The sequence below is a fragment of the Flavobacterium hibernum genome (genome assembly GCF_000832125.1).
Lineage (GTDB): Bacteria > Bacteroidota > Bacteroidia > Flavobacteriales > Flavobacteriaceae > Flavobacterium > Flavobacterium hibernum.
This window is the reverse complement of sequence record NZ_JPRK01000007.1, coordinates 125,910-139,548: the sequence shown is the minus strand read 5'-3', so window position 1 is coordinate 139,548 and position 13,639 is coordinate 125,910. Positions and strand designations below refer to the sequence as shown.

Genomic DNA, 13,639 nt, shown 5'->3' with positions numbered 1-13,639 from the left:
TAGAGACTTTACTTATTAGGTTGTGGTGTTGTACGCAAATATGGTTTTATACGCGTATGTCCTTTTGGAAATTTTGCCGGAATATCACTATCAGGAATAGCAGGTGCAATTACTACATCATCTCCATCTTTCCAGTTTGCCGGAGTTGCAACACTATAGTTTGCAGTAAGCTGTAAACTATCGATAACGCGAAGTAATTCGTCAAAATTTCTTCCTGTTGATGCTGGATAAGTCAACGTAAGTTTTATTTTTTTATCTGCACCAATCACAAAAACAGAACGCACTGTAAATTTATCGCTCGCATTTGGGTGTAGCATATCGTATAAAGTTGCTACTTTTTTATCTTCATCTGCAATGATTGGAAAATTAACCGTTGTATTTTGAGTTTCATTAATGTCCTTGATCCACTCTTTATGAGATTCTAAACCATCGACACTTAATGCTATTACTTTTGTATTTCTCTTTTTAAATTCCGGAACATAATTAGCTACCGTTCCAAGTTCAGTTGTACAAACAGGAGTAAAATCTGCAGGATGCGAAAATAAAACACCCCAAGAATCGCCTAACCATTCATGAAATTTAATTGTTCCTTCGGTTGTTTCTGCTTGAAAATCTGGAGCTATATCGCCTAATCTCAATGTTGACATAATTATATTTTTTTAGTTCATCTAAAATTAGTCAAAAAAAGAACAAGGAAAACATCGAAATTCTAAAAAAAAGTTAAAATTCTATTTTATCTATCGAATTACTATTTTGACTAAATAAAGCTCACAACAAAATACCAAATCGCAAGGGTTACAAAAGAAATTGGAATTCCAAAACCAATCATCATACTGCTTAATTTTGGTTTTAAACCATAAGTCGAAGCTAAGATTGCCCCTGTAATCATGGGCGCCATAGCCACTTCCATAATCGTAATTTTTATAGCCTCTGAATGTTGTTTAAAAACAAAAACATACAAAACCAAAATTATAAACGGAGTAATAATTAATCGAAAGAAAAGTCCTAGTCGCAAAAATTTCCAATGCTGACTTCTTCGATCAAAAGTAAGTTGTAATCCTACTGACAATAAAGCTAGTGGAGTAACAAAACTTCCAATTTTTAATAAAACCGTCTGAAGATTTACATCTAAATCATATTGAAAAACATTCAATAAACACGCAACTACAAACGTGATAAACGGAGGAAAAAAGATAACCTTTTTAAAAATGCTTAACGCGTCCGGACTTCCTTTTGAATAAAATGCTGCTACAAAAACACCTAAAGTCGAGACAACAACAAAAGTTCCAGGCTGGTCAACAAGAATGGCAGTTTCTAATCCTTTCTTCCCAAATAAAGCTTCAATTATGGGATATCCTAAAAATGATGAATTACTTAATCCTGCTGTTAAAATTAGACAGCCAATTAATCTATTTGACCATCCTAAACTTCTTCCTAAAAAATGAAAAAACACACAGGCTAGTAAAAAAGCAATCCAGCCGGCCAAAATTGGAAACAGTAATTCATTACTCCATTTTATTTTTGGAATATGGTATAAAGTTATCGCAGGTAAACACAAATAAATTACAATCTTGTTTAAATACTTATAAATATGAGTTGGAAAACGTTTTACTCTTTGTAAAACTAATCCAAGCGCAAGAAAGAAAAATATTAGTATAAAGTTGTTCATATCAAAGGTTCAGAACAAAAATAGACTTTTATAGCATACCTCAAAAAATTAAATTTTAGTTAAAAACTTTTTTATTTCCATTAACCTAACTACATTTGTAATATATTTTATTACAGTATGATTTCAGGTAAATTTGCCATAACGACTCACATTCTTACTTTACTCACTAAATTCCCAAACGATTATTTATCGTCGGAGTTTATTGCGGGAAGCATTAATTTGAACCCTGTTTTGGTTAGAAAAGAAATTGCCAATTTAAAAGCACATCATATTGTAGAAAGTAAAGAAGGTAAAAATGGCGGTACAAAACTGGCTGTTGATGCCTCGAAAATTACATTAAAAGAAATATTTGAAATGACTTTTGAAAACATTAATTTAGGTTACGCAAAAAATCAACCTAATCCCGATTGTCCGGTTGGAAAAAAAATCAATCAAAACTTAAGTTCTTTATATGCTGATATGAATCAAAAAGTTAGTTTACAACTAGAAGGAATTACATTAGAAGATTTTTCTAATCAATTCTAGAACTATTTTTTTACCCTAAACTGTAACATTTTTTATTACTAATAAAATTATATATTATGAAAATCGCAATTATTGGAGCAACAGGATTTGTAGGCTCAGCAATTTTAAACGAATTAGCAAACAGAAATCATGACATTACTGCTATTGCAAGAAATCCAAAAGACACCGCAAATGCAACTTGGAAAAAAGCTGACATTTTTAATGTAGATGCTTTAGCAGAAGTTTTAAAAGGAAATGATGTTGTCATTAACGCTTACAATTCTGGTTGGACGAACCCAAACATTTACGACGATTTTATTGCTGGATCTAAAGCAATTCAGGAAGCAGTAAAAAAATCTGGCGTTAAACGTTTTATTACTATTGGTGGCGCAGGAAGTTTGTTTGTAGCACCAGGTTTACAAGCTGTTGACACTCCGGATTTCCCCAAAGAATATCACGCAGGAGCTACAGCAGCAAGAGATTATTTGAATATTTTGAAAGATGAAAAAGAATTGGATTGGGCATTTTTTAGTCCAGCTTTCGAAATGCATCAAGGGATTACAACAGGAAGAACGGGAAAATACCGTTTAGGGTTAGATAATCCGGTTTTTAATGATGAACAAAGAAGTATCCTTTCTGTAGAAGATTTGGCTGTTGTAATTGCCGATGAAGCCGAAACTCCAAAACATCACCAAGTTCGTTTTACTGCGGCATACTAACCCTTCTTCCACGAATTACACGAATTAGATTACTAAGAATAAAATCAAATACTATATGTCATCCCGAGGAACAAGGGATCTCTACAAGTAGCTCGATAAAGATTGGAGATTTTGATGGCGGAATTTCTCGCGGAGATCCCTCGTTCCTCGGGATGACACAAAATCGGTAAAAAATTGTGCTAATTCGTGAAATTTGTGACAAACCAATTAAACAGTTTCAAAAGGACTAATTGCCTTTTTGAAACTGTTTTTGTTTTAAGTACTTTTACATTATCAAAAAGTGTACTTTGTCGACTACAAAAAAACAATCAAGCAATTTAAAAGAAAAAGCTGGAATTTCGCCTCCTGAAATCACCAACGTTTCTGCTATTGATCAAATTAAGAAAAATAGAAGATTACAACCTTCTTCTACTGAATTAATTGACGGAATTTTAAGTGGTAACCGAACCGCTTTAAGTCGTTCGATTACTTTAATCGAAAGTACAAATCTGGAACATGCCGAAAAAGCAAATGAAGTTATAAATGGCTGTTTACCTTATGCCAATAAATCAATACGAATTGGAATAACTGGAGTTCCTGGTGTTGGAAAAAGTACTTTTATAGAGGCTTTTGGAAGTTTCCTTACTCAAATAGGGAAAAAGGTTGCCGTTTTGGCAGTTGATCCAAGTAGCTCCCTTTCGCATGGAAGTATTTTGGGCGATAAAACTCGTATGGAAGAATTGGTTAAAGATGAAAATGCTTTTATCAGACCAAGCGCTTCGGGTGAAACTCTTGGTGGTGTGGCACGTAAAACCCGAGAATCTATTATTCTGTGCGAAGCTGCCGGTTTTGACACAATCATTATTGAAACCGTTGGTGTTGGTCAAAGCGAAACTGCTGTTCATAGTATGGTGGACTTTTTTTTATTGCTAAAAATTTCTGGTGCGGGCGATGAACTTCAAGGTATTAAACGCGGTATTATGGAAATGGCTGATGCTATTGTGATTAATAAAGCAGATGGCGATAATATCAAGAAAGCAAATCAGGCAAAACTGGAATTTAATAGGGCTTTGCATTTATTCCCTCCAAAAAAATCGAATTGGCAGCCAAAAGTTACGACTTGCAGTGCCATTACAAAAGATGGTGTTTCAGAAATTTGGGATACTATTTCTTCTTATTTCGAAATGACTAATGAAACTGGTTTCTTCTTGGAAAAACGAAAAGAACAGAATCATTTCTGGATGATGGAAACGATTAATGAGCAACTAAAACTGAACTTTTACAATCAGCCCGAGATTATTTCACAACTTGAACAAAACAAAAAAGCAGTACAAAATGATGAAATTTCACCTTTTGCAGCTGCTCAGAAGTTATTAGCGTTATATTTTAATAAAGGTTCAAAGTGACAAAGCTTTTTTTATAAAGGTTCTAAGATTCTCTTCAATCTTATCATTCTTAGCAGAATCGAGAACTTATCAAATTTTTAAAGTACCCCAAACAACAAAGGTTCAAAGAGACAAAGTTTTACACTCTGTTTCTTTGAACCTTTGCCACTTTGTTCCTCTGAACCTAATTCTTCTTTCTCAACTTATACTTATTCTCTTTATATAAATTTCCTGCTGTAATTACATGCGCCAAAGCATCTTTTGCTAATTCTTCATTTAATTTAACCGGAACTAAAGTTGTATCGTTTTTGATTTCGAATTGTAATGGTTTTAAATTTGGCTGCATAATTACAACCTGATTTTCGACTCTAAACGCGTTGATATCATTAAACTGCATTATTGATCTTCCTTGAACTTTTGGATCTAATTTATTCAAATTTCTTCCTACCATTGGCGTTTCAAAAGGAATTCCTAAATAACCCAATAATGTTGGCGGAATATCTATCTGACTTGCCAATTTACTGTAAACTGCTCCTTTTTGAACTCCAGGTCCCATTATTAAAGCAGGAATGTGAAACTTATTAATTGGTACCAAATTCTTTCCGTAAGTTCTGGTATTGTGATCTGCAATGACAATAAAAATAGTGTTTTTGAAGTAAGGCTCTTTCTTAGCCATTTCGAAGAATTTTCCAATCGAAAAATCTGCATATTTCATCGCATTATTTACTGTCGCCGGTTTCTTATCGTATGGCTTAATTCTTCCTTCTGGATATTCGAATGGTTCATGATTCGATGTCGAAAACATTAATGAGAAGAATGGTTTATCTCCTTTTGCTTTAAAATAACTGTTAGCTTTTGTAACTAAATCTTCATCAGAATAACCCCAAGTACCCTTAAAAGCATATTTGTTTCCATCTGATTCAAAATCTTCCTGATCTACAATATCTTCAAAACCATTTCCGTTGAAAAATGAAGCCATGTTATCAAAATTTGCCATTCCACCATAAATAAAACTAGTGTCGTATCCTTTTTGTTTTAAAGCATCAGCAAGGGTAAAAAATCCTTGTTGAGAGTTCCCTAATTTCACTACACTTTCTGATGGCGATGGTAAAAATCCAGTTACAACAGCTTCAATTCCGCGAACACTTCTTGTTCCTGTACAGTATAAATTAGTAAACAATAAACCTTCCTTTGATAATTTATCAAATTCTGGTGTTAATGGTTTTCCGCCTAAAATACCAACATATTCTGCCCCTAAACTTTCTTGCAAAAAGATCACTAAGTTATATGGCTTTTGTAAAACTGTATCTGGTTGTTGAACATGTAGAAACGGAATCTCTGCATCTGTAAAGTCATTTGGTCCGGCAATCATGTATTTTTTTACACGAGCAAATGCTTCGGCTTCCTCCATTTTACCATACATTTTAGTATTTCCTTCATTTTTAATCGAGTAAGCAGCAAAAGCTACTGTATAAAATGAATTTAATCCTAAAGTGTTCGTTAATTGATCTGTCGAGAAAACTGCATTACTTGCGTTAATTGGGCGTTTTGAAGTAAGACTTGAACGTGCTCCAAAAAACAATAAAAAAGCAACTAACGGAAAAAACATTAATTTAAACTTATACTCTACACTAGTGGTATGAAAGTATTTTTTTCCTTTTTTGAAAGCAAAATAAACTACAACTCCCAAGATTAAAAAAGTTACAATAATAGAAGTTAAATAGCTTTTTAAAAGCATTCCAACTACTTCTTTAGGATATATTAGATAATCTAAAAATATTTTGTTTGGACGCGTATCGTATTGTTTTACAAAATCTGGCGTTGCCAATTCTACAAAAAGAATCAGAAACAAAAACAAAAAGCTATAAACTACAAGGAATTTATTGGTGAATTTTAGCCATTTGGCAGGTAAAAAAGTAATTAAAACTGCCGGTAGAAAGGACATATAACACAGTAAAATTAAATCCATTCGAAGACCGATTGGAAAAATGTACCAGAAATTTGGTGTTTCTACTACTCTTTCTTTAAAAAGAAAAAACAAAAATATTCGGCTTAAAGTAGTTATTAGCAATCCAATTGCTATAAAGTTAAAAATGGGTTTTAAATAACTTAGTTTCTTCATCAATATGTGGTATTTAACGTAAAAAATCTTTGGGGAATATTACTCTTCGTAACGTTTTATTTCTCTATCGTAAAACTCATTTGCTAAAACAATCAAACCTTCCATTTCAGCATTTAATTCGGCCTCATCAAGATCTTCGGCTTCTTCCATAAACTCAACCTCATCATCTTTTAAGTTGATTATAAATCTTGGATAATCAAGGTGAATGATAAAAATATCATCTGCAAAATCAGTATTGTCTCCGAGTAAAAATTTAGGTAATTCCATATTATTTATTTTTTTGTTTTGATTCTTTTTTTGCCACTGATTTCGCCGATTCTTTCAATCTTTTTAATCTGTAGCTTACTGTTTTAGTTTTTCAAATTTAAGTATTTGAAACTGAATTATTAATTAATTTTTTTGTCAGGTAATGAAAGCGAATGTACAGGAATATTGCTGCCACTGTTAATCCTGCCAAAAGTCCAATCCAAACACCCTCGGCTTTCCAAGGTGTATATTCGGCAAGATAATATGAAATTGGAAAACCAATAATCCAATAGGCAACAAAGGTTATGTACATTGGGACTTTTACATCTTGCAATCCACGCAATGCTCCAAGAACCACAACCTGAATTCCATCAGAAATTTGGAAAACTGCTGCTATTAAAAGTAATTTTGATGCTATGGCTATTACTTCGGTATTGTCTAAAACTTGTCCTCCATTTTCCATATTCAAAAAGATATGTGGTAAAAAGTCGTGAAAAGCGACAAACAGAATTGCAAACACGGTTTCTATTATAATTGCCAGTAAAAATATTGAACGAGCAACAATAACTAATTGCTTAAAATCTTGCAATCCTCTTTGATTACTAACTCTTATCATCGAAGTTACACTTAATCCCATGGCAAACATAAATGTCATTGAGGCTAAACTTAATGCAATTTGATTGGCTGCCTGACTGGTTTTTCCAATATTTCCACAAAGCCAAATTGACGCCGTAAACAATACTACCTCAAAAAGCATTTGCATTGCTGATGGAAATCCTATACTTATAATTTTTTTAAGTGTTTCTTTTTTAATTTCGGCAAAACTGAAGTTTTTAAAATAACGTTTTAAATCATCTCTTCTTGAAAGCATTATGTGCATGAACATTACCAGAAATATTCTCGAAATTACAGTTCCAAGTGCTGCGCCAACAATTCCCATTTTAGGAAAAATCCAGATACCGTAAATTAAAACATAATTCATACCAACATGCAGAACATTTGCCATAATCATGGCATACATGGAGTATTTTGTCAACGAAAGTCCATCGGCAAATTGTTTGTATCCCTGATATACAATTAAAGGTATTAATGAAAAAGCAACCCAATCCAGGTAAGGCTTTGCTAATGCAATAACATCTGCCGGTTGTTCCAATAATTCCATTATTGGCTTTGCTAAAACAATTACGCCAAAAAGTATTAGTCCTAAAATGATACACAAAAACAATCCATGATGAAAAGCAGAACGAATTTTGTTATCATTTTTCTCAGCATCACCCTCAGCTACAATTGGTGTAATCGCTGTCGAAAAACCAATCCCTAACGACATTGCGATAAAAATCATACTATTTCCTAATGAAACCGCTGCCAATTCTGTACTTCCTAATTTACCTACCATTATATTATCGACAATACCAATTAAGGTATGGCCAACCATTCCTAAAATAATAGGGTATGCTAATCTTAAATTATATGAAAATTCTTTTGTGTATTGCTTTAAATTCACTTTTACTCTTTTTAGTCGGCAAAGATAATCAGAAGCTTTGGATTCTTTGATATTATTAAAAACATAAGCAAACATTAAGTCGTTTTTTCGAGAACCCTAATATTATATAACAATAATTAAAAATTATATAACAAGCTCAAAAGACCTCTCTCCTACTTTTACAACATTAATAATTCAAAAATACTAGCCATGAAAAAATTACAAATGTTATGCTTATGCGCCTTCGCTTTTTTATATGCCAATACTACTTTCGCTCAAGACAGTGAAGTTAAAAATTACGATCAGGGTTTTAGATTAGGCTTTGGTGTAAATGGCGGAATACCAACTGACAATGATTACAGATGGGCGCTTGGTGGAGATGTTCGTTTGCAATATGACTTGACAAAAAAGACATCGTTGACATTAACTACAGGTTTTACAAACTTGTTTATGAAAGATCAAAATGGAATTGAAGTAAAAGATCTTGGATTTATTCCAGCAAAAGCTGGTTTTAAAGCTTTTATCTGGGAAGATCAATTTTACGTTTTAGGAGAAGTTGGTGCTGGTTTTGCTGTTACAAATGGTTACGATCAGACTACTTTTTTATGGGCACCAGGAATTGGATATGCCAACAAATATATTGATATAAGTGTTCGTTATGAGGACTATAACAAATTTAATACCAACCAAGTGGCTTTACGTCTCGCATATGGTTTTAAATTATAAGAGAAAGGTTTAATTTATTGTTTTGTTTTTGGTATGAACCCGGTAGATCGCACAGTCTACCGGGTTTTGTTATTTTATAACAATTTTAGTTTTTATTTTAACGCAAACCCGACAGGTTTTAAAAACCTGTCGGGTTTCGAGATTCTATATCATTAATGCTCTTTTTCCGCCACAAATTTCACGAATTAACACAAATTAATTTTTGAAATACGAAGTCTAAAAAATCATTCTAATCTTTTTAATCTGTGGCTACATAGCAAACCCGACAGGTTTTTGAAACCTGTCGGGTTTAACACGCAAAAAGCATTATATTATTATTTCGAATATTTTTTATCCGTAAGCGTTCTCATAAAAGCAATTAATTGCTTTTTTTCTAAATCTGACAAATTCAGTTTATCTCCCGGTAATGTTTGATTTGGAACATCAAATCCTAAACCTACTCCTCCGCCTTCGTTATAAAAATCTACAACTTCTTCAAGAGTTTTATAAACACCATTGTGCATATAAGGAGCTGTAAGTTCTATATTTCTAATGGTTGGTGTTTTAAACGAATTTTTATGAATTGCCGCTCCCGTAATCACAAATTTGCCCAAATCTCCATCTAGCTTTTTGTTTTTGTTTGGAGTTCCTAAAATTTCACTTTCAGATCTGTCAAAGTTTGGTGGAACAGTCCCGTTTGTAAGCGGAATAAAATGACATGTTGCACATTTGGCTTTTCCGGCAAATAAATTAAATCCTGCTTTTTCATCTGCAGTAAATGACGTTTTGTTTTGCATATAAGCATCAAATTTTGAATCGTAATGACTTAAGGAACGAATATAGGATGCTAAAGCATTTTTGATCGCAAATTCGTTTATTTCTCCTTTCGGAAAAGCTTTTTTAAACTCTTTTACATAGTTGGTATTTTTTTGAATCGCCAATGCTGATTTCTCTAAGGATCCGTGCATTTCGTTTTCATTTTTAATAACAGCAACTGCCTGATCTTCGAGATAACTTACTCTTGAATCTGCAAAAAATACACGCTGAAAAGCGATATTATTTAATGTTGGTGTATTGCGCTGAATCATTGATTTTCCGTCTAGTGAAACGGCTCTTTCAAAGCCATCTGTAAAAGCTTTATCTTCATGATGACAAGATGCACAAGAACGGGTATTGTTTCCGGACAAAATAGGATCATTGAATAACTTTTTGCCCAAAGCAATTTTTTCGGGCGTGGTTTTATAATCAGGAAAACCTGAAAACGCTTCGGGATCAAAAGCGTCTTTATCAAATAAAGTTTGAGCAGTTACTTTTAACGCTCTATTCTCTTTCATAAACGGAATTCCTAATTCTGTTTGAGTTTCATGAAGTCCTCTACTCAATGGATTTGCAATTTCTCGAATAAAATAGGCACGATCAAATGCATTAAAATTGGTATTGGTTTTTAAATACTTTTTACCTTTTTCTAGAATCTGAAGTACTTGCTTGGAACTTGAAGCTGATTTATCTTTAAGATATACACGATAATATTTTTCGACCGTTTCCAAAGATACCAAAGCTTCGGGAAGTGAATTGAATGCAATTGGCGAATCAAATCCTGTAATTCCTAAAGTGATAATTCTATAAACCTCTAATCGCATGGCATCAAAAACATGTGCGTCTGTTAATTCATTAGAATTTGAAACTTTTTCTAACCGAATTAAATTTGCCGATAAAACGCCCAATTCCTGAATGAGTTCTTTCTTGGTTTCTTTATTATATTTCGGAAAAACCAATTCTTCTATAACCTGAAATCCTTCGGGCGCAACCGTTACTTTATCATTTTCTTCAAACTCTGGTATTGCAGGGCCGTTAATTGCTTTAGAAACTGAAGGCGAATAATACTCACTTATTATTTCGACTTTTTTATAAGCTTGATGTGCCTCTAAAAATTGTCTCTGAATTTGAGCTTCGGTAGAATCTTCTTGTATTGAATATTTAAGTTTGGCAACTTTTTCAATCAATAAAGTAATATCAGATTGAAACATTTTATTTACTTCCTGATGTTTGTTTTTTTTCTGACAAGCAACAAATGCTATTAAGAACAACAAACAATATATTTTTTTCATGATCTATTAACGATTAAAAGAGGAATATTCTGAAAAACAGAAACCACTATCTCAAATTGAAATAGTGGACATCTGTTTTGTAATGTTTTAAAAAAATTATCTCGCTAAACCTTTTATTACAACTATTTGACTTGCTTGTTGCTCATTAGGACGATTAGTTCCTCCATCAACACCTTTGTATTTATCACCAGTCCAGGTATGTGGTTGTACGCTTAACATAAAAGTATCTGCAATACCAACCTGATCAGACACGTCGATTAAAGCACCGTATTCCCAATCTCCAAATTTAGAAATTCCACCTACGTTATATTTTGCAGCATCAGCAGCAGTACGACGGTGATCTAATTCTACTACAACTTTTAATTCTTTTGTAGCAATATTGTATTGATAAATGTAAGCATCGTGAGTTTCGTCTCCGTATCCGTTTGCATCTTCCTGAACGTAAACATAGTTTTTAGTTACACAAACGTTATCTGGATTCTGGAATTTACCTGCAACTCCAGAACGATTATCTCCGTCAAGAATTACTTCAAGAGTACCTTTTAAAGGATCTACAGCATCAAGATTTAATCTATAAACTCTACCATATTTAGTTCTTGAAGCATCAGCATTTGTTCCTGTAGTATTTTGTCCAGTTACGTTAAAATACAATTCACGATCTGCTGTACCACCACCTTTACGGTAATCTAAATCCTCAACACGACCAAATTTAATCGCTTTAAGTGTATTTACAGATGCATTGATTTGAGCACCTGTTAAAGTTGTATGATTGTCAATTTTTACGAAAGAAACCGGATACGTTTTACTAACTTCCATGTCTTTCTCTCTTTGATTGTCGTCGTTTCTTTTTAGCATGTACAAAGAACCTCCTGTTAAATCTCCAACTGAATTTGATACATACATAAAAACCTGACCTCCGTAAGTTCCAGAATCGTCATCGCCAATTACAACAACTGTTTTTCCTTTGTAAGCAGAAGTACGTAATGGTAAAGCATTCTCGGCGCTTAAACGTCCAAAACCAGCCAATTCTTTAGATGCAGATGCAGAACCTGCACTTCCGTAAGGATCCAAAGCATGTGTACGAGACTCTTCTCCAGATTCTCCACAAGTTAAATAAACAGGTCCAAAACCGTGTTCTTCTGGCGTTGCCATTGTAGCACCACATAATCTCCACGTTCCTCCACTAGAATTCAACAAATATTCTCCTTTAGTAGGTTTGAATGTTTTGTCTAATGTAATTCTCGAAACAGCAAAGTTATCTTCGTTGTTTACCAAAAAAGTAAAAGTTCCGTCAGTATTTTTCAATAAACCAGAACCATCTGCAGAACCACCAAAAACAAATTTTGGACTATCTGCAAAAACATCATCTGAACTAAAAAGAGAATAAATTTGTAAACTCTCAAATCCTGACTTTGCCTTCAATAAACTTGGCGTTACAGATTGGTCTTTCAAAACAACACTAGTTGGTTGCATTTCGTCTTTAGAATCGTTATTACAAGAAGTAATCAACGAACCTAGAATAAATAGAGGTAGAATAATTCGTTTCATTTTGCTAAAAATTGGTTTTTATTTTTTTTACAAAGTAAATCCTCACTCTTTAACTTAAAATGACTTTGATATTATCAAAAAAACAATAGTCACACCTAAAACAGACCAAAACTGTTAAAAAAATTAACATTAAATTAGTACTACAAAACACTCATAAACTTGTAGTAACATCAAAGCAAAAAAAAGAGCCTTATTTCTAAGACTCGTTTTCTAGTTGCTCTTTATATATTTTAATATTATCCTTTATATCCTCTGGTAATTCAGGTTCTTTAATGTCTGTATGCTTCTGCATTTCTTCCCAAATAGTTTTGGCTACAATGTAACGTGCCATTTCTTTATCATCGGCAGGAATTACATACCACGGAGCATCTTTTGTCGAAGTTTTATTAATTGCCTCTTCATAATATTCCTGATATTCGTCCCAATGCGCACGTTCTTTTAAATCTCCAACAGAAAATTTCCAATTGTGTTTTTCCTCTTCCAATCGTCTTAATAAACGTTTACGTTGTTCCTCCTTACTCAAATGCAGGAAAAACTTTAGTACAATAGTTCCGTTTTGCGTAATATGCTTTTCAAAATTATTGATTTGTTCAATTCTGTCTTTCCAAAAATCCTTAGGAATATCGTCAACAGTTTCAATTCCGGGCAAGTTTTCACTCAATATATACTCAGGATGCACACGAGTAACCAAAATATTCTCGTAATGCGTACGATTAAAAATTGCATATTTCCCTTTCTCTGGTAAAACCACATAATGTCTCCATAAATAATCGTGTTCTAGCTCTGCCGAAGTTGGTGTTTTAAAACTATGCACCACTACTCCACGCGGGTTAAATTCTTTAAAAACTTCCCGAATCAAACTGTCCTTGCCGGAAGTATCCATTCCTTGCAAACAAATCAAAACTCCATATCTGTTATGAGCATACATTACATCTTGCTGCTTACTCAATTTGGCCTGTACTTTATCGAGTTTAGCCTCTTTTTCGTCACTGTCTACATCCAGGTCGAGCAAAGTAGGAATCTTTGATAATTTTATTTTATCTGTAACTTTAAAATCCTTCGGGTCTATCGATTTCATATTTCTGAATTTTTTGTAATATAAATATACTAATTTTACGAAGCATATTCCTGCTATTCATTGCAATACTTTTTCAATAAATTGTATTTTTCT

The 13,639-nt window shown here is 33.1% G+C and carries 12 protein-coding genes; 4 read left to right on the top strand and 8 right to left on the bottom strand.

Annotated features, from left to right (window positions below; genetic code table 11):
- Positions 1-8: 8 nt before the first annotated feature.
- Complete coding sequence (locus tag IW18_RS07900) at positions 9-647, bottom strand: peroxiredoxin (protein ID WP_041517053.1); 639 nt, start codon at positions 645-647, stop codon at positions 9-11.
- Positions 648-757: 110 nt separating this feature from the next.
- Positions 758-1,669, bottom strand: coding sequence for an AEC family transporter (locus IW18_RS07895; protein WP_041517052.1), 912 nt, complete (start codon positions 1,667-1,669; stop codon positions 758-760).
- 117 nt (positions 1,670-1,786) lie between these two features.
- Here IW18_RS07895 and IW18_RS07890 point away from each other — a divergent pair, with 117 nt between their 5' ends.
- The 3 genes from IW18_RS07890 to meaB all read left to right on the top strand — a co-directional run bounded on the left by IW18_RS07890 (position 1,787) and on the right by meaB (position 4,277).
- A complete protein-coding gene (locus tag IW18_RS07890; protein WP_041517051.1) occupies positions 1,787-2,194 on the top strand; it encodes an Rrf2 family transcriptional regulator in 408 nt (135 codons plus the stop codon).
- Between the two features lie 56 nt (positions 2,195-2,250).
- Entirely contained in the window at positions 2,251-2,892 is a 642-nt protein-coding gene (locus tag IW18_RS07885) for an NAD(P)-dependent oxidoreductase (protein ID WP_041517050.1), read from the top strand.
- Between the two features lie 287 nt (positions 2,893-3,179).
- The gene (meaB, locus tag IW18_RS07880) at positions 3,180-4,277 is read left to right on the top strand and encodes a methylmalonyl Co-A mutase-associated GTPase MeaB (RefSeq protein ID WP_041517049.1); all 1,098 of its coding nucleotides are present in this window, start codon (positions 3,180-3,182) and stop codon (positions 4,275-4,277) included.
- Between the two features lie 163 nt (positions 4,278-4,440).
- On the opposite strand, the gene IW18_RS07875 is transcribed toward meaB, so the two are convergent.
- The 3 genes from IW18_RS07875 to IW18_RS07865 all read right to left on the bottom strand — a co-directional run bounded on the left by IW18_RS07875 (position 4,441) and on the right by IW18_RS07865 (position 8,128).
- Positions 4,441-6,378: an LTA synthase family protein gene (locus tag IW18_RS07875; RefSeq protein ID WP_041517048.1), complete on the bottom strand. Its 1,938-nt coding sequence runs from the start codon at positions 6,376-6,378 to the stop codon at positions 4,441-4,443.
- Between the two features lie 39 nt (positions 6,379-6,417).
- Positions 6,418-6,645 carry a hypothetical protein gene (locus IW18_RS07870; protein WP_041517047.1) on the bottom strand — a complete coding sequence of 76 codons (228 nt, stop codon included), beginning with the start codon at positions 6,643-6,645 and terminating at the stop codon, positions 6,418-6,420.
- A 97-nt stretch (positions 6,646-6,742) separates the two neighbouring features.
- Positions 6,743-8,128: an MATE family efflux transporter gene (locus IW18_RS07865; RefSeq protein ID WP_041517285.1), complete on the bottom strand. Its 1,386-nt coding sequence runs from the start codon at positions 8,126-8,128 to the stop codon at positions 6,743-6,745.
- Positions 8,129-8,317: 189 nt separating this feature from the next.
- Here IW18_RS07865 and IW18_RS07860 point away from each other — a divergent pair, with 189 nt between their 5' ends.
- Positions 8,318-8,833 carry a hypothetical protein gene (locus tag IW18_RS07860; protein WP_041517046.1) on the top strand — a complete coding sequence of 172 codons (516 nt, stop codon included), beginning with the start codon at positions 8,318-8,320 and terminating at the stop codon, positions 8,831-8,833.
- A 314-nt stretch (positions 8,834-9,147) separates the two neighbouring features.
- Here IW18_RS07860 and IW18_RS07855 read toward each other — a convergent pair whose 3' ends face one another.
- The 3 genes from IW18_RS07855 to IW18_RS07845 all read right to left on the bottom strand — a co-directional run bounded on the left by IW18_RS07855 (position 9,148) and on the right by IW18_RS07845 (position 13,546).
- Positions 9,148-10,920, bottom strand: coding sequence for a cytochrome-c peroxidase (locus IW18_RS07855; RefSeq protein ID WP_041517045.1), 1,773 nt, complete (start codon positions 10,918-10,920; stop codon positions 9,148-9,150).
- Between the two features lie 96 nt (positions 10,921-11,016).
- Positions 11,017-12,468, bottom strand: coding sequence for a PhoX family protein (locus tag IW18_RS07850; protein ID WP_089081928.1), 1,452 nt, complete (start codon positions 12,466-12,468; stop codon positions 11,017-11,019).
- A gap of 196 nt (positions 12,469-12,664) precedes the next feature.
- Positions 12,665-13,546, bottom strand: a complete 882-nt coding sequence (locus tag IW18_RS07845; RefSeq protein ID WP_041517044.1) for a PPK2 family polyphosphate kinase — start codon at positions 13,544-13,546, stop codon at positions 12,665-12,667.
- Positions 13,547-13,639 lie beyond the last annotated feature (93 nt).